Source organism: Streptococcus oralis, from assembly GCF_026782125.1.
Lineage (GTDB): Bacteria > Bacillota > Bacilli > Lactobacillales > Streptococcaceae > Streptococcus > Streptococcus oralis_CE.
On record NZ_JAKUVY010000011.1, the window covers coordinates 13,303 to 36,855 of the forward strand.

General features: G+C 41.6%; 28 protein-coding genes. 26 read left to right on the forward strand and 2 right to left on the reverse strand.

Annotation, left to right across the window (positions count from 1 at the left end; all coding sequences use genetic code 11):
- Nucleotides 1-16 precede the first annotated feature (16 nt).
- From MK385_RS09175 to MK385_RS09300, 26 genes are all read left to right on the forward strand, one after another.
- Nucleotides 17-181 carry a hypothetical protein gene (locus MK385_RS09175; RefSeq protein WP_268725897.1) on the forward strand — a complete coding sequence of 55 codons (165 nt, stop codon included), beginning with the start codon at nt 17-19 and terminating at the stop codon, nt 179-181.
- 22 nt (nt 182-203) lie between these two features.
- Complete coding sequence (locus MK385_RS09180) at nt 204-557, forward strand: helix-turn-helix domain-containing protein (RefSeq protein ID WP_268725898.1); 354 nt, start codon at nt 204-206, stop codon at nt 555-557.
- A complete protein-coding gene (locus tag MK385_RS09185; protein ID WP_268698998.1) occupies nt 539-1,003 on the forward strand; it encodes a hypothetical protein in 465 nt (154 codons plus the stop codon). The genes MK385_RS09180 and MK385_RS09185 overlap by 19 nt, the downstream gene beginning before the upstream one ends.
- Before the next feature lie 115 nt (nt 1,004-1,118).
- Nucleotides 1,119-1,685: a tyrosine-type recombinase/integrase gene (locus MK385_RS09190; protein WP_268725899.1), complete on the forward strand. Its 567-nt coding sequence runs from the start codon at nt 1,119-1,121 to the stop codon at nt 1,683-1,685.
- Between the two features lie 165 nt (nt 1,686-1,850).
- Nucleotides 1,851-2,078, forward strand: coding sequence for a hypothetical protein (locus tag MK385_RS09195; protein WP_268725900.1), 228 nt, complete (start codon nt 1,851-1,853; stop codon nt 2,076-2,078).
- Entirely contained in the window at nt 2,071-2,385 is a 315-nt protein-coding gene (locus MK385_RS09200; protein WP_268725901.1) for an HNH endonuclease, read from the forward strand. Before MK385_RS09195 ends, MK385_RS09200 begins: the two co-directional genes overlap by 8 nt.
- A 106-nt stretch (nt 2,386-2,491) precedes the next feature.
- A complete protein-coding gene (locus tag MK385_RS09205; RefSeq protein ID WP_000393461.1) occupies nt 2,492-2,830 on the forward strand; it encodes a hypothetical protein in 339 nt (112 codons plus the stop codon).
- A complete protein-coding gene (locus MK385_RS09210; protein WP_268725902.1) occupies nt 2,827-4,467 on the forward strand; it encodes a terminase TerL endonuclease subunit in 1,641 nt (546 codons plus the stop codon). Before MK385_RS09205 ends, MK385_RS09210 begins: the two co-directional genes overlap by 4 nt.
- Before the next feature lie 56 nt (nt 4,468-4,523).
- Nucleotides 4,524-5,675 carry a phage portal protein gene (locus MK385_RS09215; RefSeq protein ID WP_268725903.1) on the forward strand — a complete coding sequence of 384 codons (1,152 nt, stop codon included), beginning with the start codon at nt 4,524-4,526 and terminating at the stop codon, nt 5,673-5,675.
- Complete coding sequence (locus MK385_RS09220; RefSeq protein ID WP_268725904.1) at nt 5,656-6,426, forward strand: head maturation protease, ClpP-related; 771 nt, start codon at nt 5,656-5,658, stop codon at nt 6,424-6,426. Before MK385_RS09215 ends, MK385_RS09220 begins: the two co-directional genes overlap by 20 nt.
- A 16-nt stretch (nt 6,427-6,442) precedes the next feature.
- Nucleotides 6,443-7,564 carry a phage major capsid protein gene (locus MK385_RS09225; RefSeq protein WP_268725905.1) on the forward strand — a complete coding sequence of 374 codons (1,122 nt, stop codon included), beginning with the start codon at nt 6,443-6,445 and terminating at the stop codon, nt 7,562-7,564.
- A gap of 15 nt (nt 7,565-7,579) precedes the next feature.
- Nucleotides 7,580-7,870 (forward strand): hypothetical protein, encoded by a 291-nt coding sequence (locus tag MK385_RS09230; RefSeq protein ID WP_033585804.1) that lies wholly within the window; start codon nt 7,580-7,582, stop codon nt 7,868-7,870.
- Nucleotides 7,863-8,039 carry a hypothetical protein gene (locus tag MK385_RS09235; RefSeq protein WP_268725906.1) on the forward strand — a complete coding sequence of 59 codons (177 nt, stop codon included), beginning with the start codon at nt 7,863-7,865 and terminating at the stop codon, nt 8,037-8,039. The genes MK385_RS09230 and MK385_RS09235 overlap by 8 nt, the downstream gene beginning before the upstream one ends.
- The gene (locus MK385_RS09240) at nt 8,023-8,415 is read left to right on the forward strand and encodes a phage head-tail adapter protein (RefSeq protein ID WP_247936349.1); all 393 of its coding nucleotides are present in this window, start codon (nt 8,023-8,025) and stop codon (nt 8,413-8,415) included. Before MK385_RS09235 ends, MK385_RS09240 begins: the two co-directional genes overlap by 17 nt.
- The gene (locus MK385_RS09245; RefSeq protein WP_268725907.1) at nt 8,408-8,809 is read left to right on the forward strand and encodes a hypothetical protein; all 402 of its coding nucleotides are present in this window, start codon (nt 8,408-8,410) and stop codon (nt 8,807-8,809) included. Before MK385_RS09240 ends, MK385_RS09245 begins: the two co-directional genes overlap by 8 nt.
- A complete protein-coding gene (locus MK385_RS09250) occupies nt 8,810-9,190 on the forward strand; it encodes a hypothetical protein (RefSeq protein WP_268725908.1) in 381 nt (126 codons plus the stop codon).
- A 22-nt stretch (nt 9,191-9,212) separates the two neighbouring features.
- On the forward strand, nt 9,213-9,797 hold the full coding sequence (locus tag MK385_RS09255; protein WP_268725909.1) for a major tail protein: 585 nt from the start codon (nt 9,213-9,215) through the stop codon (nt 9,795-9,797).
- 49 nt (nt 9,798-9,846) lie between these two features.
- Entirely contained in the window at nt 9,847-10,140 is a 294-nt protein-coding gene (gpG, locus tag MK385_RS09260) for a phage tail assembly chaperone G (protein ID WP_268725910.1), read from the forward strand.
- Between the two features lie 199 nt (nt 10,141-10,339).
- The gene (locus MK385_RS09265) at nt 10,340-14,608 is read left to right on the forward strand and encodes a phage tail tape measure protein (protein ID WP_268725911.1); all 4,269 of its coding nucleotides are present in this window, start codon (nt 10,340-10,342) and stop codon (nt 14,606-14,608) included.
- A complete protein-coding gene (locus MK385_RS09270; RefSeq protein WP_268725912.1) occupies nt 14,605-16,104 on the forward strand; it encodes a distal tail protein Dit in 1,500 nt (499 codons plus the stop codon). The genes MK385_RS09265 and MK385_RS09270 overlap by 4 nt, the downstream gene beginning before the upstream one ends.
- 2 nt (nt 16,105-16,106) lie before the next feature.
- Nucleotides 16,107-18,470 carry a phage tail protein gene (locus MK385_RS09275; protein ID WP_268725913.1) on the forward strand — a complete coding sequence of 788 codons (2,364 nt, stop codon included), beginning with the start codon at nt 16,107-16,109 and terminating at the stop codon, nt 18,468-18,470.
- Between the two features lie 11 nt (nt 18,471-18,481).
- Nucleotides 18,482-20,479, forward strand: a complete 1,998-nt coding sequence (locus tag MK385_RS09280; RefSeq protein ID WP_268725914.1) for a DUF859 family phage minor structural protein — start codon at nt 18,482-18,484, stop codon at nt 20,477-20,479.
- Nucleotides 20,480-20,489: 10 nt separating this feature from the next.
- Complete coding sequence (locus MK385_RS09285; RefSeq protein ID WP_268725915.1) at nt 20,490-21,095, forward strand: DUF1366 domain-containing protein; 606 nt, start codon at nt 20,490-20,492, stop codon at nt 21,093-21,095.
- A 9-nt stretch (nt 21,096-21,104) separates the two neighbouring features.
- Nucleotides 21,105-21,404 carry a hypothetical protein gene (locus MK385_RS09290; RefSeq protein ID WP_001811580.1) on the forward strand — a complete coding sequence of 100 codons (300 nt, stop codon included), beginning with the start codon at nt 21,105-21,107 and terminating at the stop codon, nt 21,402-21,404.
- A gap of 1 nt (nt 21,405) precedes the next feature.
- Entirely contained in the window at nt 21,406-21,738 is a 333-nt protein-coding gene (locus MK385_RS09295) for a phage holin (protein ID WP_268725916.1), read from the forward strand.
- A gap of 2 nt (nt 21,739-21,740) precedes the next feature.
- Nucleotides 21,741-22,727 carry an N-acetylmuramoyl-L-alanine amidase gene (locus MK385_RS09300; RefSeq protein ID WP_268725917.1) on the forward strand — a complete coding sequence of 329 codons (987 nt, stop codon included), beginning with the start codon at nt 21,741-21,743 and terminating at the stop codon, nt 22,725-22,727.
- Between the two features lie 106 nt (nt 22,728-22,833).
- On the opposite strand, the gene MK385_RS09305 is transcribed toward MK385_RS09300, so the two are convergent.
- Nucleotides 22,834-23,013, reverse strand: a complete 180-nt coding sequence (locus MK385_RS09305) for a hypothetical protein (RefSeq protein ID WP_001226313.1) — start codon at nt 23,011-23,013, stop codon at nt 22,834-22,836.
- 141 nt (nt 23,014-23,154) lie between these two features.
- A complete protein-coding gene (locus tag MK385_RS09310) occupies nt 23,155-23,304 on the reverse strand; it encodes a hypothetical protein (protein ID WP_268725918.1) in 150 nt (49 codons plus the stop codon).
- Nucleotides 23,305-23,553 lie beyond the last annotated feature (249 nt).

The following is a 23,553-nucleotide window of genomic DNA, read 5'->3' on the forward strand; positions in this document are numbered from 1 at the left end:
ATTGAGGAGATGGAACATGAGAATAAAAACATCAAATGATTCTATTATCAACGTCGATAGCGTGAAGCATAGCGTCACAATTGAAGGAGTTGAGTTTGGTTCAGATTGTAGCGCTTTAGTATCTAAGAATAAAGACGGAACAGGAACAATTACTCTGATATTTGAAGGGAAAATTATTTAAAATACGCAAGGAGATTTGCAAGATGCAGCTAAGATTGAAAGAACTTAGAGAGGACCTAGGGCTCTCTGTCAAAGATATGGCTAGGGATACGGGTGTTTCACAAAACACAATTCACTTGTACGAACGGGGTGGGTATCCGTCGATTAAGCAAATTGAAATGATTGCTAAAACTTACGATGTGAATCCTGCTTGGTTAGTTGGATGGGTAGATGATGAAATGCAACCTGCAATTCAGGTAGTTGAGAAAATCATCTACAAAGAAAGTCCAACAGCAAGACTGCCAGATTATCACAATAACAATAACGACGGTAAAATTATCAAATGGGTTAAATCTAAAAGATACATGGGAGGTAAGGTTTGGTCAAAAAGAACTTAACAAAAGCACGAAGGGATTATCTCGAGTTTGAACTCGATGATAAATATTTAAAGATTGACAAACTTATCGGTCAACGAAGGCATGAGTTGGAACGATTGTACGAGGTTAAACATCTTACTGTTCCTGGTATTGATGATACTGGAGCAAGTGGCAGTGGGACATTCGTCAACAGGTCGGAGAACTTAGCGGTTGCTTACGCAAGCGATCCTATGATTTTAAGATTAGAAAATCTCCAAAATGCTATCTCCCAATTACTAGATAATCTAGAACCAGATGACAAAAAAATCTTTTATCTTCGCTGGGGAGAACATACTGGATACGACTGGATTCAAGTTTGGCACATCATGGAGAACGGAGAAACTGGGTACTTGTATAGACACAGCAAGCAGATTTACAGAAGACGTGAAGTGATTCTCGATACACTTTCAAATTTGCTCTTTATGTAAAGTTGTCAAAAAAACATATAGAATTGACAAAAACAATGTGGTAAATTAGTATCATGAAGAATAGCAGAGAGAACCTCTGCTTTTTTTTGTGCATTAAAAAAGGAGGTGAGGATATGTGGTAGTTGTTGAACCAATCAGAAATAGAGATGATGTTCAGCTTATGATTGAATGGCTGACGTTGCATAGTGCAGTCAAAGAGTCAGATAGACAACGCAACCTCATGCTCTTTCTTTCTGGTGTTAATTTGGGATTTCGTATTGGTGATATCGTTAAACTGAAAGTAAAGCACGTTAAAGGTTGGCATGTCCAGATCGTCGATGAAAAGACAGACAAGCCAACCAAACGAAAGATGCCAAGGAAATTCAAGAATGCAATGAGGCAGTACATCAAAGATAAGAAAGATGAAGACTTCCTCTTTCCAAGCCGAAACGGAAAGCATCAGCATATAAAACCTAACACAGCTTACAAGATCATAAAGAGAGCCGCTGAAGAAGTCGGTCTGGAAAATATAGCGACTCACTCAATGAGAAAGACCTTTGGTTTATTTATGTACGAACAAACAAAGGATGTCGCTCTGATAATGGACCTACTGAACCACTCAAGCCAAAGTATTTCACTGAGATACATAGGCAAAAACCAAGATTCACAAGACAGAGCCATGACTAAGTTTCAGGGCTTTTAATTTTTTTATTTTACTATCAATTCATTATCTTGAGGTTATGATGATTTCATTTAATGCATGCAGGATAAATGCTTGATAAATCTGAGTTAAAACTCATGTAGCGAATTCATTAGAATATGTAAAACAAGGAATTAGAACTATAAAAATAAAGGAGTTTGTTGTAGAATGATAAGTTTTTTAAAAAAGTTTTTTTGTAAATTAAATACAAATAAAACAACCAAAGAAAAAGATAATGAGGATTATGTATCTTTTGAATTTTTAGGCAGAGAAAGCATTCGAGATTTTCAAAACACTTTGCTAAAAAGTCTCCCAACGGTGGAATCTGCATCAAAGTCTATCAGCCTTTTAGCCGAATGCGGATACAAAGCTACGGATTCTAAACACAATGATTGAAGTTTCAACCAGAGCAGACCGAACAGAGTTTTATAATTCCGGCGAATGGAGAGAACTTCGCAAACTTGCACTTGAACGCGATCACTACGAATGTGTTTGGTGCAAAGATGAAAACAAAGTCACGAGAGAGAATCTAGAAGTTGACCACATCAAAGAGCTAGAGTTCTATCCAGAGTTCGCTCTTGACTTAGACAATCTTAGAACTCTATGCAAAGAATGTCATAATAAACGTCACGGTCGTTTCCAATTTCGAAAATCTAAAAAAATGATTGAGAAAAATTTCAGAACAGATGAATTTTGGGGATGACAATACCCCCCGGTCAAAAAAATCCAGTGTTTTAAAGGTTTTGGGAACCGGTGGGAGGGGTTAACTGTCCAAATTTTTAACAAAAAATTAAAGGGGGTGGGGGGTAATGGAAGAATACTCAGAAAAAAATATAAAAGAATTAGAAAATCAGCTACTTTCTAAAATCGGATATTTTAGTCCTAGAAAAAAGGATGCGATCCAGTACGAAAAAGTGAATCGTTATCTTTATCTCGTCAGACTGCTCTATGAACTGAAAGCTAAACTTCATGAAGACGGATTGGTCATCACGGTTCACAATGGGCAACAGAGATTCCAAAAAGCTAATTCTCTCATCAAGGAAATCAACACAACCAGCAATCAGCTTTTGGCGATTGAGAGATCGTTTGATTTTGAGGTGGAAAACTCGCCTGTTGAAAAACCGACGTCTGGAAGTGATCTGTTATGATTTCTCATCCGCTGGTTGATGACTACATCAAAATGGCCGAGAGTGGAGAAATCGTCGTCAACAAAGAAAGAAAGTTGCTGTTTAAAATCATCAAAGAGAAAATCTATCCTCGTGATGATCTATATTTTGATAATGACCTAATTGAGAAATTTATTCGGTTTACGGAAAAGAACTTTTTCCCTCTAGCGAAATACCAGCTTTTCTTGACCCCGTTCATTTTTCTTTTTAGGAAAGAGGACGGGGAGCCACACTTCGACGAGTATCTATATACTTTAGCTCGTGGGGGTGGTAAGAATGGTTTCATGTCTGCCAGGTCCTCGTTCTTTATCAGTCCTATCTACCCTATCAGAGATTATGATGTGACTATCACTGCGAACTCTGAGAAACAGGGTAAGGTTTCCTTTGAGGAGGTTTATGAGACTATCCAAAGGCGTGGTCTTGAAGACCATTTCTATCTAACTAAAATGTCTATCACAGGTCGAGCGAATAACTCGGTCTTTTCTTTTCGGACGAATAATCCGAAAACGATGGACTCTGCTCGTGATGGCTGTCTTGAGTTTGACGAGATTCACCAGTTTGAAGATGACAAGGCTGTGAAGGTTCAAAGGTCCGGTCTTGGTAAGATTGCTCATGCTCGGACTTTCTACAACGGGACGAATGGATATGTGCGTGAGGGATTTTACGACAAGTTGATAGAGAAGTCTATGCAAATCTTGAATGGAGAAGTTGATGATTTCAGGCTATTCCCTTTCATCTGCAAGCTAGATAGTACGGATGAAGTGGACGATATGAAGAATTGGCCAAAGGCAAATCCGATGTTGGATGAAAGCACTCCTTACGCTAAGAGGTTGCTTGCAAGAACCAAGGCTGACTATGATGATCTTGAGTTGGAACCGTCTGGCCGTCAGGAGTTCATGACTAAACGGATGAACCTTCCTGAAGCAGACCTTGAGAAAGATGTCACCTCTCGAGAAAAGCTAGTTGCTTGTTTGCGTTCTCCTGGTATTGACTTGAAAGGTCGGTCATGTGTTGCTGGGTTTGACTATGCGAGCATCCGAGACTTTGCGAGCGTTGGTTTGCTATTTAAAAATGGTGATGAGTTCATCTGGAAGCAACATTCATTTGCACGAAAATCGTTTTTGAAAGTTTTCAAGCTAAAAGCGCCTATTGAAGAATGGGCTGAAAAAGGCTTGTTTACGATTGTGGATGGTCCTAGCATTGATCCACGGCTTTTGATTGCCAAGCTTGAGGAATGGAGAAATCTTTATCAGATTGAACTTGTATGCGCCGATGGCTTTAGAATGGACTTGCTGAAACCTCTTTTGGAAGAGGCTGGATTTGAATATGAGTTCTTACGGAATCCAGGGGCTATCCAGTCTAAGGTTGCACCAATCATTGAAGATGGATTTGCTAATGAGCGTTTTGTCTTTGAGGGTGATAACTCAATGATTTGGTACACAGATAATACCTACGTCAAAGAGGACAAGGATGGCAACAAGCGTTTCTTGAAAAAAGAACCTGTCAGAAGAAAGACGGATGGTTTCCATGCTTTGATAGCTGCTCTCTACAAGCGTGAGCTGGTGCAAGAGTCAAATGTCGGGGAATTCCTAGATATGATTGATAGTTGGGAGTTTTAATTAAAAATAAATTTGGGTGGGTGGTCGGCAGAAATTAAAAGAAAGGAGGAAGAGCATTGGGGTTACTGAATTTATTTAAGCGTGAAGTGCCAGAGGTTGGGTTTGAGTTCGAGGATCTTGAGCGGATGTTTGGAAATCTGCAACTCAAAAGCTTAGCGATTGATAAGTCAGCCGAGTTCATCGCTCGAATTTTTGCTAAGTCAGCATTTAAGTATCAAGAAAACGGTAAGGCTAAGCCTTCTGATTGGGACTATTTGCTGAATGTAAGGCCTAACAAGAACGAATCTGCGTCAGATTTTTGGCAAAAGGTCGTCTATCGGTTGATCACTAAGAATGAGGTCCTAATTTTTCTTACAACTGATGACCAGTTGCTTGTTGCTGACTCTTACACACGGACTAAATATGCTGTTTATGATGATGTGTTTGAGTTTGTAACTTGTAGAGGATATACTTTTGAGAAGCGTTTTCGGATGAGTGAAGTCATTTTCTTACAGTACAACAATAACCGACTGCAAGATTATATTTCTGACTTATTTGCTGATTACGAGAAGTTGCACACTCGTTTGGTCGAGGCCTTGGCTAGGAATAATCAAATCAGAGGAACACTGAAAACCAAAAATAATGGGAGTTTTGATCAGCAGATGCGTGATAAACTCCAATCATATGCTGATGGTCTTTTTAAATCATTTAGCACCAAGACGATTGCCATTGTTCCAGCTCAAGATGGAATGGAATATTCCGAGCATACGAATACAACAGGGACTTCAAATATTTCTGTTGATGAGTTAAAGAAACTTCGTCGGCAATTTGATGATGAGGTCGCGGACGTCTTAGGGATTCCAACAGCTTTAAGTCATGGCGATATGGCCAATCTTGAAAATAGCCAAAAAATGTTTAATAGTTATTGCTACCAATCACTTGTTAAGAAAATGAGTGATGGGCTTAATTTCGCCTTGGTATCAAGACGGAAATACGAGCGCAATAATCTATTTGTAATCATCGGCGAAGGTCAGAGAGATAAGTTTGCACTTGCTGGAAACATTGATAAGCTTATTTCTTCTGGAGCAATGACTCGAAACGAGGTGCGCTCTGAACTTGGCTTAGAATCTGTCCCTGGTGGCGATAAATTCCTCATCACCAAAAACTATCAACTTGGTGAACAGTTAGAGAAAGGAGGTGAGAAAGAAGATGAAAGTAATTCCGATTAAGGGTACGATTGTATCAAACAATGACAGATGGCTTTACGACTGGCTTGAGTGGGATGCAACCGCTCCGAAAGATGTTGTCCTCCCTGAAAGTGGTGAACCAATTGAGGTTCATATCAATTCGGGTGGTGGAGATGTTTATGCTGGTAGTGAAATCTACACTGCTCTACGCTCGTATCCTGGCGACGTGACCGTGAAGATTGTCGGCATTGCAGCAAGCGCAGCAAGCGTGATTGCAATGGCAGGAGATACGGTTGAAATCAGTCCGACTGCCCAAATCATGATCCACAATGTCTCAACTCAAGTAAATGGAGACCATAATACTCTGCTTCATGAAGCTGGGGTACTAGAAGGGTTTAACAAATCTATCGCTAGCGCTTATGTTCATAAGACTGGAAAAGCTCTAGATGACTTGCTTGGCTTGATGAACAAGACTACCTGGTTTGATGCTGAATCAGCTTTGAATCATGGATTTGTAGACAAGATTATGTTTACAAATGAAGTCGCTCCGACTCTGGTAGCGAGTGAAACTCCTATGATCCCAAGTGATTTTATCGAAAAAATGAGGTCAGCAATGACACCGGATATCGATAAAATCGCTGAGTTGGTGGCTGATAAGCTAGAAGCTCGACAAATTGAAAAAGAGGCTTTCGAAAATAGCGAATTTGTACAGAAGAAATTCAATTTTCCAGAAAGTCCAGAAAATAACACAGACAAGGCTGTTCCTAAAGGGTTCGGTCTTTTTATGTTTTAAGAAAGGAAAAAACAGAATGACAATGCAATTATCTAATCAATTTGAAAAACAACGTCAGGCATTTTTGGATGCCGTTTCAAATGGTGCACCTCAAGAAGAGCAAGCGAAGCTATACAATGACATGATCGAGTCCATGACAAATGAAATGATGGCTCAAGCTCGTGATGCTGCCCGTGAAGAAGTTTCTACCTTGAATCCATACGATGCCAAGTTGACCGCTGAAGCTCGTGAGTTTTTCAATAATATTGAAAAGGCAGCACCTGAAGGGATTGAAAAATTCATCCCGCAAGAGATCATTGACCATATCTTTGAAGATTTGGTGCAAGCTCGCCCACTCCTTCAACATATCGGCCTTAAAAATGCTGGTATTCGCTTGAAATTCCTCAAATCAGAGCAAACAGGCCAAGCTGTTTGGGGTAAAATCAATGGAGAAATCCAAGGACAACTTAAACAAAAATTCAATGAAGAAGAAGCAATCCAACACAAATTGACTGCTTTCGTTGTAATTCCAAAAGATGCTGAAAAATTCGGCCCAGCTTGGTTGGCAAAATTCGTCTCTGTTCAAATCACAGAAGCCTTTGCAGTTGCCCTTGAAGCTGCTTTCTTGAATGGTGATGGGGATAATAAACCTATCGGACTTACTCGTACTCTTACAGGAACTGTTTCAGGAGATCATACAACTCATGATGAAAAAACAGCTCAAACTACTAAGTTGACTTTTGCCGACTCAGCAACCGTAGTCAAAGAATTGACAAAAGTATGTAAATACCATTCAACAAAAGCTGATGGCACTACTCCAGTTGCAGTTGAAGGCAACCTTGTAATGGTTGTTAATACAGCCGATGCTTGGGATGTGAAGAAACAATACACTTCATTGAACGCCCAAGGAACCTACATCACTGCAATGCCATTCAACATTATCTTGGTAGAATCTGTGGCGCAGATGGCTGGTAAAGTAACTACATTTGTCAAAGGTCGCTACGATGCCTTTGTCGGTGGTGGTATTTCACTTGGTCGCTACACAGAAACCTATGCTTTGGAAGATTTGAATCTCTACACTGCTAAGCAATTTGCTTACGGTAAGGCTCACGATGAGAAGACTGCGGCAGTCTGGACTCTACAACTTCCACAAGCCTAATCTAGGAGTTGAATCATGACTCCAGAAGAACAACTTCATCCACTCCTTAAATCTTTCAAGGAGCGGATGAGGATTTTTCATACTGGAGAGGATAACAACCTCTCTAAAATGTTGGAAAGTTCTGAATCAGCCATCCTCAGTCTGGTCGGTAGCAAGGACTCTGCTGATCCACGAGTGAGAGAGCTTATTTTAGAACGTGCTCGATATGTCTACAATGATCAAGTTGAATTTTTCTACGGGAACTTTCAAGGGGATTTGATGGCATTATCACTAGAAAATTACAAATTGGAGGAAAAACATGATTAAGGTTTTAAAAGGCTTTTATGACCTCAAAGAATGGGTATATCGTTCTACTGGCCAAGAGTTTGAAGCGACAAAAGAGCGCTTTGATGAAATCGATGGAGCGCTACCTGGCTTTGTTGAATGGTCACAAAAACAACCAGAAGTAACAACGCCTGATGTCCTATCAGACTAACCGCCCTAGCTATCGCTACAAAAAGCCCGAGGCTCAAAATGGAGACCTAAGAACCCCCTTGACTTTCTATACTTCTAAAGTCGAGGAGGGGCTTCATGGTCGTGATGTGTCTCATGAGAAGGCTTTTTTTACGATGGGCCAAGTTTACTCCCCTAGTTTCAAAGACATCGAGATTGCAACTGGTAAGTCTATGCAAGCTAAGATGACTTTGAAAATTCGAGATCCTTTGTCCGATTATCAGCCAAAGAATGAGCATTTTGTCGAAGTTGGCGATATTCGTCTAGGTGGCAAGAAATGGCAAATTATCGATGTTCGTCCTGATTTTGACAATCGGGATTTTTTGATAGTCGTTATTGGTGGTGGTCAAGATGTCTAGTGGTGCAGAATTGAGAGGCTTTGACGATGTCTTGAGAAACATTGAGGTACACCTTGGTGATAACAAGGTCAAACGTGCTGCCAGTCGAGCCTTGAAGGCAGTCGCAAACGAGACTCTAGAAGAGTTTAAAGGTGCTCTACAGGTCTACAAAGATACTGGAGAAACCGTTGAAAGTGCTACTGCTGGACGTGTGACGGGTCTTGCTGCTGGCGTCCCTGTTGTGAAAATCGGTTTTGGTGAAGGGTCTCGTTGGCGCTTGGTTCACTTGAATGAGTTTGGATATGGTAAGAACCCACATCCAAGGGGGTTCGGTGTCATCAGACGTTTTTCAGAGGCTCATGCTAAGACGTACAAATACAGAATCGCTAGTCATTTGAAGACGGAGGGGTTTTAGATGGTCAAAGATAAGTTTAATGAACTCTATGAGGCTTTGAAAAAAGATGAGTCTTTAGCTGGAATCAGTATCAAATCTTTTAAACGTCCTAACTCGTTACCAAATAATGAGCCAAGTATTGTTATTAGACCAGTTGGTCCGCCGATGCAGGCAGTTCATGGCAGTAATACGAGTCTGGCTAAGACATTTATCTATCAGGTCAATGTAGAGTCTACTAATTATACGGAGTGCAAAGTACTCCAAAGAAAAATCGAAAAGATTATGGAAGACCAGGAATTTTATCAAACCAGTGGTGGTTTGGATGAATGGATTCCAGAAATCAAACGCTATGTAGACGCTCGGACCTACAAAGGTCGGAGTGCTCTATACGAAGAATACTAAATTAAAGAAAGAGGTGCTATAAATGGCATTAGTTGGTTTTAAACGCATGACAATTCGTGTGTTGGATGGAGAAGCTACTCCAACACTTGGGAAAAACCTTTTCGTGGTAGAAGGTAAAACCGGTGAGGGTGCGACTCGTACCGCTAAAATTTCAGGTCTTGCAAGTGATCCAGTAAAAACCTATGGTAGTGATGTCGCTTACCACGTATCAAACCGTGGTGTTGGCGATGTGAAGATGGAACTGACTGCGGTTGATATCCCTTCAACAGTACTCGCTAAAATCCTAGGACATCAAGTCAAAGATGAAATCATTGGTATTGGCGCTGATACAGTTGCTCCATACTGCGCTGTTATGCTTGAGTCTAAGACTGCAAATGGAACTCAGGCACAAGTCGGATTCTTCAAAGGACAATTTTCAATGGACGCTGAAGAACTTGAAACGCTTAAAGATAAGCAAGAAGAACTTCCAGATGACAGCTTGAGTTTCGCTGCTATTGCAAGTGATGACACTGAAACAGATGGTCTTTACTATGTGAAATACATTGGTAAAGATGATGCTAAACTCAAAAAATTCAAAGGGCAACTTAAAATGGTTGCTGCAGGGTAGGAAGAGGGCGCAAGCTCTCTTTTTATCTTTTTTCTAGAAAGGAAAGTAAATGGCTAAGGTTAAATTTTTAATTAAAAATGAAAAGGGTCAAGATATTCAAAAAACTAGTAAGGAAATCACTACTAAGGACTATCGTGACTACCTAATCCTCAATGAAGCACTATCTTCTGACTTGTCCGAAGTTGAAAAACTAGACAAGCAATTGGAATTTATCGCCTCATTATTTGAAGATTTGGAAGTGGAAGAACTTTTGAAATACACAGATATGGCGGATATTTTTGCGGTATTTACAGATATCTACTCTCATTTGGTGGGTGATGTTGACCCAAAGGAGAAAAAATAAAGCCGAGTGAAGCACTGAAACGGTTTTATGGTTTTGTCAAACAAGCTACTGAAGGACCATACGGCATGAGTATCCGTGATGTTATGGATACGAGCTGGGAGGACCTGATGGGCGTTCTTGGTGAAACTGAATCTGCTAAAGCTGAGGAAGTCATGGATCTTGCTGACTTTCTAGAAATGATTTAAAAAGGAGGATTTGAATGGCAGGTGGAACGCCGTTAGGTCAAATGTATATCGAGCTAGGGCTGGACGTGTCGAAGTTCAATCCTACTCTAAATGGTGCTAAGAATGCGGTTAAATACTTTCAAAGCAATGTAAAGGCGCTAGACAGCTCCCTTAAAAACAATGGGAAAAACACAGACTTGCTTCAAGCTAAGTACAAGACACTTGGCCAAGCTATTGAAGCGCAAAGAAAAGTCTTGGACCAGATGAAGAAAAGTTTTGATACTCTCGAACCTGGTACAGCTAAGTTCGACAAGGCTGCTGCTGAGATCGAACGTGAGAATGCTAAGTTGGCAGCTATGGAAGGTCAACTCCGTAACGTGCAACAAGCTTTGATAGCGGTAGGCAAGGAGAATAGCTTTGCGAATCGTATCAATAAGTTTGGGGACGGCCTTATTAAAAGTGGCGATAAAATCAAGACTTTTGGTGATAGTGTTTCAAGCCTAGGAGGAAAACTAACTACTGGTTTGACTCTTCCTTTGGTTGCTAGTGTTGGTATGGTCACGAAAGCTGCGTCTGACTATGAATCTGCTTTTGCAGGTGTGAAGAAGACAGTAGACGAGACTGCAACCGTATCCTACAAGAACTTATCTGACGGCATTCGTCAGATGGCTAAAGAATTGCCAGCTAGTGCGGTTGAAATTGCAAATGTCGCAGAAGTTGCTGGTCAGTTAGGTATCAAGGCAGAAGATATTCTTACATTCTCCCGAACTATGATTGACATGGGAGAATCAACGAACTTAAGTGCGGAAGATGCTGCAAGCTCTATCGCTAAGATTGCGAACATCCTCGGCTTGACATCAGACGAATACAAACGATTTGGCTCGTCTGTTGTTGATTTAGGTAACAACTTTGCGACAACTGAGCGTGATATCGTTGAAATGACCAATCGTTTGGCGGCTGGTGGTCGACTAGCTGGTTTGACTGCTCCGGATATCCTTGGTCTTGCTACTGCTATGAGCTCTGTTGGCATCGAGGCTGAGGCTGGTGGTACCGCTATGACTCAAACTTTGACTGCTATTGGGAATGCTGTTTCATTGACAGGTAAGGACGCGGCAGATGACTTGAACCTCATCGCTAAAACTGCCGGAATGACCTCAGAGGAGTTTCAACAGGCGTGGAAAGAGAAACCAGTCGTTGCTTTGCAATCCTTTATCAAGGGTCTGAAAAATGCTCAAGATAAAGGCGTGAACATGAACGCTATCTTGGCGCAACTTGGAATGACGGGTATCCGACAAAGTAACATGCTGAAATCCTTAGCTCTAGCATCTGATAAAATGGGCGATGCTGTTGATCGTTCAAATAAGGCCTGGAAAGAGAATACTGCTCTGACTAATGAAGCTAACAAGCGATACGAGACAACGGAGTCACAATTGAAGATGTTTAAGAACCAGGTAACTGACTTGGCTATCGAGTTTGGGGGGCCTCTTTTGAAAGCTCTCCGTGATGGTCTAAAAGCTGGGAAACCTTGGATTGATACACTCGCTAAAATGGCTAAACAGTTCAGTTCTATGTCTGAAGAACAACAAAGAAATGTTCTCAAGTGGGGAGCATTAACTGCCGGAGCTGGTCCAGCTTTAAGCATTTTAGGTAAAGGTCTTGGAATTATCGGAAACTTTACCAAAGCACTCGGTTGGCTTACTAAGGGAACTGGTAAGGCAGTAGGTGGCATGTCCTTGATGCTCAAGACTTTCCAAGCTTTTCGAACAACTGGGAATCTATCTTCTGCCTTTAAATTGGCCTCTGGTGGAGCTGTAGCGCTTGGTAATGCAACGGCATCGGCTTCGACATCTACTGGGCTCTTGTCAACTGCAATGGGTGGCCTCGGAAATCCATTAGGCTTGATAGTTGGTAGCCTTGCTATTGCGACGGCTGCTGCTGTTCATTTTGGAAATGAGAAAGACAAGGCTCGTATTAAAACGGAAGAATTTGGCTCTCAGCTAAGCGATACTGCTCGCGGAGAGTTGCGAAGCTTTCAAAAGACTGTTGATGAAACCAGTACAGCCGTCGCAAACTTCGGAACTCGTGCTGGAGACGCTGAAAAGGTATCTGGAGCCTTTAAAAAGCTCTATGAAGAAGTTGTTGCTGCTGCTGATAAGACCAACAAACGAATGGAAGAGTTGGGGGCTAAGTGGGGCCTCAGTGAAGAAGATATTGCGAAAGCAAAAGAAAAAAATGCCCAGGTCGTGTCTAACACTGAGTCCATGATGAATCAAATCAATGAGATTTATCAGCGTCATAACGGAGATGCGAGCAAGTTCTCTCAAGAGGAGAAAGAAATCATCCTGAACAATCAGAATGAGATGATTAAGGCAAAACTGTCTATGATGAATCTGTCAGCTGAGCAACAAAAGGCTGCTTTACAAGCTTTGAATGGTGATGTCAGAAGTCTGAATGAAACACAATTGAAGCATACTAAAGATGTTTTAAAACAAGCACTTGATGAGGAGAAGAAACTCTACGAGAATTCAAAAAGTGAGCTGAAAGAGTTGCTAGACGGAAAGGCTATTGACCAGGAGACTTACAACAAAAAACTGCAAACTCTAGAAGCAAACCACACTCAAACGATGGAAGCTCTGGGAAGTAAGTATTACCAGGTCATGCAAAATCTCGATGCAAAGGTGAAAGCTCGAACAGGGCAAAGTTGGAACTATTGGGAAGAAGCCAAGAAAGTTCTGGAAGAATACGGCCTATCCTATGAAGAAATCGGAAAGAAAGCTGCTGAAGCTTCTCAAAAGGTAGGTAATTCGCATAGCATCCTTGCTAACTATACTAGTGAGATGAGCAAGGAAGTGAAAGAGGCTAACGATGCCTGGTCATTGTTAGTCGGTAACATTGATAAGAATGGGAATTTTCAAGTTAAATCCAATGTTAAGGAAGTTATCGGAGAGGCTGCCAAATCTGCGGAAGGTTGGGGACAATTGCAGTTTATCGCTAAGACTGCGGATATCAACTCAAACGCTCGTGTGACTATAGCCGAGGCTCTTGTCGAATCTGGTAAATGGAAAGACATGACCCTAGAAGAGAAACAAGTAATTGTCAAGAACCAAGCTGGTCTACAAGCCATCTTTGATAGTGAAACCCATCTTAAAACATGGAACAGTATGCCAGCTAAAGTTAAGGAACTCCTCATGAAAAATGCCGATGTCATGAACAAGGCAGAGGAAGCTTCTAAGGCTCTATCTAACTATGAATCGCTCACACCAAAACAGAAAGAGTTGCTGGCCAATGATGAGAGTATCCAAAAAGCAGTAGCTCGCTCTACTGATACTTTGACAACTTGGAATGCTACGACTCCATTTACAAAAGATTTGAAGGCAGATCCTACGAATGTTTTGAACAATGGCCAGTTATCTATCGATAAGATTACGGCTTGGAATTTTGCATCTGCTGAGACTAAGTCTCTGGATGCGGTGGATAATACGAGCGCAGCTGTCGGAAGTGCGATTTTGAGTGTTAATTCACCCAAACAAGAATCTCCTATCAATTTGTTTGCTGCTGACCAAACAGGCGGTGTACGAAACGAGACGAGCGGTGCTATCAATGCTATCAAGCAATATGATCCAGTGAATATCCTTGCCAAGAATGGCACTAATGACACTGTCAGCGAGGTCAAAAGCGGTGTCAATGGTATCCAGGACAAAACGGTCACTATCAACGCTCGAGACAATGCTTCTAGTGTTCTTTCAGGTATTAAGAGCTGGATTGATAGTGTGACTGGTAATTTCTTTACGAATATTTTTGCGAGCAAGCATGCTCACGGGACCAACTATCACCCGGGTGGCCTTGCTATCGTCAATGACCAAAGGAACAGCAATTATAAAGAAATGGTTACTCTTCCGAATGGTCGGAGTTTCATCCCACAAGGTCGAGATGTTTTACTTCCTCTACCAAAAGGTTCTAAGGTATTGCGAGCGGATAAGACCAGACGTTTGATGCGTGAGATTGGTGTTCCGAAATACGCTTCTGGTATCGGGATCCCTAGCGATGCGAAATTCCTCCGTGAAATGGAAGAAGCGCAACGTAATATCACAATTCAGACTACTAGTGTCCAAAATAGGCAGGATACAGAAAAAGTCGTGTCTGAGATGAGGATTCTGAGGTCAAGTTTAGAAAAATTGCTTACTGCTATCCTTAACAAGGACACGAACGCTTATCTGGACAGCTCAAAAGTTACGGATATTATTACCAGGAAGCAGAATGAAAATGAAAGATTACAACTGTTGATGAAAGGAGTGATTGAATGAGTGTAGTCACTATGAATTTTAATAAAACGGATTTAAGTGATCTTATCGAAATCCATGATGTTCGTCGAAATATTGGGAACAATCGCTCCATCGCAACTTCCTACACTTCAACTATTGGAGTCAATGTTCAGCAACAAACTATCGATGCGAAGTTTATCGAAGTGGAATTCTCCATCTGGTCGAAAGACAGGAATACCCTCAAGCACAAGCTTGCGGGTATTTTTAATGTTAGCAGTGCTAAAAAGCTTGTCTTCTCAGACGAGCCTGACAAATACTATCTAGCCATGCCGATTGAAAGTATTTCGATGCAAGAAACGAGTGGGCGACGGTCAACTGGTTCTATAAAATTTATCGTGCCAGATGGCGTGGCGCATAGCTCTGCATACAAGTCTGTTACTGAGCCAATATCTGCGACAGATAGGCTTGTTTTTGAGGTGAATAACGAAGGCAACGTTGATGCGTATCCGATTATTACCATCAAGAACAACTCAGAGAATGGATATGTCGGCATTGTTAATGCGCAGTCTGCCTTTGAAATGGGGAATCGTGAGGAAATTGATGCCGAAATCGTAAAGGAATCTGAAGTTCTACTAGATTATCGAGGATCTAATATTCTAAAAGGGTTTCAGGATGCAGTAAAGAGAGTTGCTGTCACAAACGATAACAGAGAGCGTTTGGTCGGCACTCTTAGCAAAACTAGCCTTTGGGGGCGTCATCATATCGAACTATCAGAACGTGGGGCTTTTGAGAAAGACCGAAATAACGCTCAGAGTCTCACATGGGCCATCCCTACTGATAGTTCTGGAGAAGTGGGGTCATTAAATGACTACTTGCTTTGGAGACAGGTCTTTATGGCAGCAACTGCTAATCAGTATGGATTTATCAAGGTTACTGTATCTGATACGGATGGCAATTTTCTTTATGGCGTAGAAACATATAAACGCTATCAGACTCTTGATTGTGAATATAGCTTCTTTACAACAGATGGGAAAGGCGGATATAAGTACATCAAATGGTGGTACTTTATCGGTACTGGTGCTCAAGTTAGTAAACTAGATCCTTTTAGCGCCGAGAAAGGCTGGACAGAGTTGAAACGGAATGATGACAAAGTTCAGGTCTTTTTCAATGGTTCGTACTATGATTTTGTCACTCCTGAACTAAAAGACAAGAAATCAGCCAAAATCCATATCACTTTGGGAGCGGTCAGAGATAAGCCATTGCTACCTCACATGTACATCGATGAGTTTATGTATCGCAAGGATTTTGTTTCTGTTTCCAAAGATCTTCCAAACCGCTATCCCATCGGTTCTACAATCATCGTCAATAATGAGGAAGACACAATCATGGTTGATGGAATTAACAAGTTTGGAGATAGGGTTCATGGCTCCTCATGGATCAAACTTCCTCCAGGCAAAACCCAACTGGAGGTTTACACATCAAGTTGGGTCAAAAAGAAACCGACGGTGTCTATAGAATTTGAAGAAAGGTGGCTGTGATAATGCTTTTAACAATCCATGATATGAACCTACGGCAAGTCGCGTCTATCGATAATGACAAGCAGGGGACATTGAATTACTACGATGACTCATGGGTGCGTTATCTACCAACTAGTTCATCGACTTTTGACTTCACTGTCGCAAAGAAAAGTTTGACTACAGACTCCGCTCTTACTAAAATCCATAATCACCTAAACGAGAAAGCTTTTGTTTCGTTTGAGTATGGAGGGCGGACTCACCTTTTCACAGTTCACAAAGTGCTTGAGAATGAGCGTTCTATCGAGGTTAATTGCATCAATTTAAACCTTGAGTTAATCAATGAGTACGCAAATCCTTACAAGGCTACAAAGGCAATGACTTTTGTAGAATACTGTCAGGCTATGGACTTATTGAACTATACGTTGCTTTCTATTGGGATCAATGAGATTTCTGAGAAGCAACTAAAACTTGAGTGGAGCAATCAGGAAACTAAACTGGCCAGACTCCTTAACCTAGCTAAGCAATTTGGCGCAGAGCTTGATTTTGACACGAAGTTGCATGCAGATAGCTCTATCAAGTCCTTTACTGTGAATGTCTACCATGAGAATGACGGTGAATATCAAGGAGTTGGGCGAGATAGAACGGATATTAGTCTGACCTATGGTAAAAACATCGGCTCTATCACTCGTGAGATTGACAAGACTGGTATTTTTAATACTATCCGACCAACAGGGAATATGCTGACCGTAGAGGTAGATGACAGCGGAGAACGGCATCTCTCTAGTAAGAGGGTCAAGAACTCAGATGGCTCAACAACTGAGACGATTATTCGTACTGCGTCAGATGGGACGAAAAGTAAGACTATCGTTCATACCAAAATCACAAAGCTTGCGGACAAGACACGTATCACAACGACCACAACCACTCGTTCTGATGGTTCTATTGAGCAGACTGTAACAACTAGCAAGAAGGGCGGACCTTCAAATACTGAGAAACGAATCATAAAACCTCCTAAGAAGAAGGAGAAAGAAACTGATCCTGAAAAAGAGGTTCTGACTCTTGAAGGTCTGGGAGATTGGTCTATTAAGAACGAGAGAGGAGAAGTAGAGTTTTACCAGAGAGAACAAGCTCTGTATGCGCCTCTCTCAATGCAGCTCTATCCTTCGACCTTTACATCTGCAACAGCTAAGGACCAGTGGACGAGACGAGACTTTCACTTTGACACAGACGAGCCAAATGAATTGAGACGTCTTGCTTACTTGAAGTTGAAACAGCACTGCTATCCAGCCATCACTTATGAAGTAGACGGCTTTGTGGATGCTGAAATCGGAGATACAATCCAAATCTACGATGATGGGTTTAACCCTGCTTTAATCGTGAAGGCTCGTGTTTCAGAACAGAAAATCAGTTTTACAAATCCTGCAAATAACAAGACCAAGTTTGCGAATTTCAAAGCCTTAGAAAACAAACTATCCTCTGGCATCCAGTCAGCCTTTGAGCGTCTTTTCGAGGAGGCTAAGCCTTACACAATCAAATTGGCTACTGATAACGGTGTCGCCTTTAAAAATGGCGAAGGTCAGACGATTGTGACTCCTACCCTCATGCGAGGGAATAAAGTCATCAATAGCGGCTGGCGCTGGGTGGTGAATGGTGTAATCAAAGCTACAAGTTCTAGTTACATTGTCCGAGGCTCTGATATTGGCCAAAAGATGGTCTTGGCGGTTTCAGCGTGGATTGATAACAAAGAGGTAGCTTCTGAGCAGTTGACGCTTATCAATGCGCTTGATGGCCTACAAGGTCAAAAAGGCGACCCTGGTCCCAAAGGTGACCGAGGAGAAAAAGGAGCTTTAGACGAAAATCAGCTAAAAGAAATCAAGACAAGTATTGATACAAAAGCTGACCAAGGATTGACTCAGGAACAGTTGAATGCTTTGAATGAGAAAGCTGGAATTATCCAGGCTGAGCTTGAGGCTAAGGCTAGCGCTGACACACTTGATAATTGGATAAAGGCTTACAAGGATTTTGTCCAATCTAACGAGACAGCAAGGTTACAAGCTGAGAAAGATTTAATTTCAGCTAGTCAGCGTGTTTCAAACATTGCCAAAGATTTGGGAGAACTCTCTGATCGTTGGAATTTCATTGATACTTACATGAGCTCTAGCAACGAGGGCCTTGTCATCGGTAAGAATGATGGTTCATCTAGTATGCTATTTAGCCCAAGCGGACGGATTTCAATGTATTCAGCAGGGGTTGAGGTTATGTATATTTCTCAAGGTGTAATCCACATTGAGAACGGGATTTTCTCTAAGACTATCCAGATAGGACGTTTTAGAGAAGAGCAGTATCACATTAACCCTGACATGAATGTCATCCGCTACGTTGGATAGAAAGGAGTAAAATGGCTAAATTTAGTAACTCAAGTGGGAGCTTGTATCTTAATCTGTATGTAGATCAAGCAAGGCAAGATATTTCTGCAAATGCCTCAACCGTCAACTGGCGGATTACGGTTAGCCGTACAGGCGCCTATTACACTCATAACCATCAAGGAGACAGTACTTTGTCTCTCAATCTTGATGGTCAAAATGTGCATTACAGCTATCCAACTTGGGAGACCTCAGGCGAGGAGTACACGTTAGCTAGTGGTTCAAGTACAATCAGCCACAATGCGGATGGGACTAAAACCTTACCTGTCTCTTGTACGTTCAATCCGAATAATGACCTGCACGGGACTATCACGGTCTCAGCAAGCCTCGGCCTGACGACTATCCCACGCTCTAGCTCTGTAAGCGTAAGCGCAGGTACTATTGGTAGTTCAGTAACTATCAACATCAACCGCAGTAACTCAAACTTCAAGCATACGGTGCGCTATTCATGGGCAGGTAAGTCAGGAACGATTGCAACGAATGTAGACACATCTACTAGCTGGACAATCCCTCTTGACTTTGCAAACGACATCCCAAACTCTGCTAGTGGTACAGGGACTATCTATGTAGATACCTATTCAGGAAATACCAAAACTGGAACGCAGTCAACTACCTTGACGGCTAGCGTGCCAGCCAATGTCAAGCCTACTTTTTCAGGTGTCACTCTGTCAGATTTGAATGGTGCAGCTCAGAACCTCATCCCAAACTCTGATACGTTCATCCAGGTCATCTCTAACATCAAGGTTGCGTTTAATGGTGCTAGCGGTTCTTATGGTTCATCTATCACTGGCTATCGTGCTGAAATCGTAGGCAGAAATCAAGCGACTAGCTCAAACGGTGGGAGTCTGGGCATTATGAACTATCACGGCACAATCAAAATCAGAGCGAGCGTGTCTGATAGCCGTGGACGCTGGTCTGATACCAGAGAGGTATCTGTAACCGTGCTTGAGTATTTTGCTCCTGCTCTTAGCTTCAGCATAGCCAGAACAGGAGCAACCTCTAGCACCTTGACCGCTACGAGAAATGCCAAAATCGCCCCTCTGGCTGTATCAGGAAGTCAAAAGAACTCAATGACCTTGACTTTCAAGGTTGCTCGGCTTTGGGATACTAACTTTAAAGTGGATACAGGATCAGCTACTGGAGCATGGACAAGTATCTCAAGTCTAGTAAACTCTCAGGCTAATCTAGCCGGCAACTATCTAGCTAATCAATCGTGGGTTGTAATTGGGACACTTGAGGACAAGTTCACTCGTACTGAGTTCATGGTCAACGTGGCCACGGAGAGCGTAGTCTTGTCTTATGATAGGTCAGGGGTTGGGGTCAATAAAATCAGAGAGCGTGGTGCTTTGGATGTCAAGGGCGACATATACGCCAATGACCAGCCTATTCAGCAGCATCAGCTGACACGTAATAACGGAATTTCTATTTTAACGAAAGAAAGTCTTGATAATATCCTTAAAAATGGTATGTATTATAGTCATAGTGCACCTGATAGACCAAGAAATCAGAATGGCTGGTTATTGGTTCAAGTCTATGATGACGCTCAATATGTTGTGCAGACTTATTGGACAGCTCAGAAAGAGATAATGTTAGTAAGGTATCGTATAGCTAATAAATGGGGAGAATGGAAAGAGATTGCTACTAAAGATGACATTCAGAGCACGACTTGGCAAAATCTGCCTCTGCAAAACGGATGGCAACATCATCCTGATTACGACAAAGTTCAGTACTCAAAAACGTTTGATGGAGTGGTTTATCTGAGAGGTTCAGCCCATAAGGGCAAAACAACCAACGAGACGGTTATTGGGACTCTACCAGTTGGGGTTCGTCCAACACAAACACTGTTCGTCTCAGCACTCAACAATAGCTACACAGTCGCAACGCTAGGTATTTACTCAAACGGAAACATCGTTGTCAAAGCAAATGTAGACTCAAACTGGTTGAATTTTGACAATGTATCATTCAAAATTTAAAGGAGGAAGTATGAAATTAGAATATGGGACAAAGTCCTTGGAATATGACGGTAGCGGAACAGCAACCGCTACAAAGGTCACGCTAGTCAACGCAAATGGGGCAAATGTACCGGTATTCTTGCCGGCGGATAAAATTGGTTTATCTAATACCGAACTATTTGACCTTGCCCTTGAGTCGCTCTATGAGGAAAATTTCCCAAACCGAGCTGAAAACGAAAAGTTCAGCAAGGTAGCTCAAGAGTTGCAAAAAAACAAGGAAATGGCAGCCAAGGTGGAGCAAGCTACCACTGAGAATAAGGAAAATCTTGACACGGTTTCAGCTATTACAGAGGTACTAATTGCTCTTGCAATTTCACAAAATGGAGGTATGCCAACTCATACCTATAATAAGGTTGCTGCATTTATTAAACATCTAGTTAAGGGCATTAGATACAACAATGGCGATATTGTGGCTATGCCTTATCCACATGATGGCAATCCAAAATGGCCACAAGGTACGCAGACTATCTTTAAGTTTCAGATGCAAGCAAATGAGGGGTACACTTGGAAAGAACAGACTCTTGCCGAAATGTTGCAGCAAGGCGTGCTGACTGTGATCATGCCTAAAATCGATTAAGGAGGATATATGCCGATTGAAGAAGCTGAAAAAATCGCTCAAAGTCAAGTAGCTTGGGCGATTTTGTTTATCTTGCTTTTCTTTATCATCATTCGATATCTTATCAAGACTTCGGACAAGCGAGAAAAGAAGATTATGGATTTGCATGAGCAATCAAAGGCTGACTCTAACAGACGAGAAGAGCGTTTGATGACTCACCTAGAAAAAACCACTACAGAATTAACCACAATCACTCACACGGTCGGAGACATTCAAAAAGAAATGGTCCGCATGAACGACCGCATGGAAGAAATCGAAAAAGGAGAATAACATGCAACAAATTACTGAAATCATCACAAATGGCACAATCAGCATCCTTGTTATTTTAGCAGGGATAGCAATTAAGGCAGTCAAAGACTATCTGGTACAAAAAGGCGGTGAAAAGACTATCAAAATCGTCGAAATCCTTGCTAAGAACGCGGTCAACGCTGTGGAGCAAGTAGCTCAAGAGACAGGCTTCAAGGGCGAGGAAAAGCTAGAACAAGCCCGTACGAAAATCCGTGCTGAACTCAATAAGTACAATATCAGCATGACTGATAAGGACTTGGATACATTCGTTGAGTCAGCAGTCAAACAGATGAATGATGCCTGGAAAGGGGAGTAATGATGGTAGAAATCATTAACCATACAATCTTCAATGGGGTTTCAGGCTCTCGTCCGACTGAACGTCCAAAATACTACATCATGCACAACGATGCTGGTTCAAAAAGTGCAAAGGCCTATATCGAATGGCTCCAAGAACGATATGACAATGGCCAGTCTGAACTTGGTTTCGCACATTATTACATCACAAGAGATGCAATTGTGCGAGTCGAAGACACGTATAACGGCTCATGGTCTGCTGCTAACTACGATGCCAACATGAACTCTCTTAGCTACGAAGTATGTCAACAATACAACTCAACAGATGCCGAGTTCATTGAAAACGAAAACATGGTATTGCGCCAAATGGCTGAAGATATGACCTATTATGGTGATACTCCGAACTATTCAAATATTAAGTTCCATAACGAATTTTCAAGCACATCTTGCCCTGCTCGTTCCCTTGAATTGCACGGTGGCTACAATGACAGCCTGCGTGACTATGTGATTGCTAAGATTAAGCATTATCAGTCGCTCGGTTCAACTGTTCAAGAAATGCTCGATAATGAGGGCAACCAGGAAGGCTGGAAGAAAAATGCGACTGGTTGGTGGTATGTCAACGAAGATGGAAGCTACCCAACGAATAAATGGCAGAAGATTGACGATGTCTGGTATTACTTCGACAGCAACGGTTACATGAAGGCCAATTCTTGGCACAAGTATTCAGACGGGTACTGGTATTACTTGCTTCCTAATGGCGCAATGGCCACTGGCTGGGCGCTCATCGCTAACAAGTGGTACTACTTCAAAGAAGATGGTAAGATGGCCATTGGCTGGGTCAAATACAAGGACCATTGGTATTATCTCGATGCCAAGGACGGCGATATGAAATCCAAACAGTTCATTAAGTCAGCCGACGGATCAGGTTGGTACTACCTCAATTCAGACGGCACAATGGCAGATAAGCCAGAGTTCACAGTTGAGCCAGACGGCTTGATCACTACAAAATAATTTTTTAAAAAATAAAAAGGAAAATTTCTAAAATATTGTTCGAATTCTAACCGCAGGCTCAGGCTTGCGTTTTTTTTGTTTGCAATAATAAAAGCAGTGACCGAAATCACTGCTTATCAGCTGTAGCAAATTCATAGAGCTTCTCTGCTGTTAGAAGGGCCATTTTGTCCATGCTTGTTTTTCCTTTTCTAAGGTCAGAAACAGTAGTCCATGGGACTCCAGCACCTTGCGAAATAGCAGATGTAGACATCGAACTGTCTAATAATTCTTGAATAATTTTTCTCATTTTATTTGTCCTTTTTATTTTTTAGATAAATATATACATTGACTGCAATTATAAAAATAGCTATTGCACTAACCATTGCATTTCCTCTTTCTATTTGATAAAATAGAGGTGTAAGGGGCTTTCGCCCCGACCTCTTAGCGTTTACCTTTTCTTTTGCCGGAATTTGGGTTTACGCTTTTTGTTTTGCCTTGCGACTGTTATTGCAGTCACCAGACTTGCTATAGCAGTTACTGTTTCAGGGATATTATCCATTGCCTTTTCAAGTAACCTAAGCCAATCTTCTTTGTTCAACTTCCTCACCTCCTTTCCTTATCTTGATTATATTATATCACGGTATACCGAGAAAGCCAAGCGTTTTGATAAAGTTTTTTCAAAAAAACAGGGGGGGCAAAAAGGGGGCATAAGGTGTAAACTTTTGTATTTTTATGGTAAAAATTATATGTAATTCATAACGCACAAAGGCTTATTTTATAGGTTTTTTATCTTATCTATTCCTATTTATATAGCAGAGTTCAGTTACTCTTAAATAATAGAGCAACT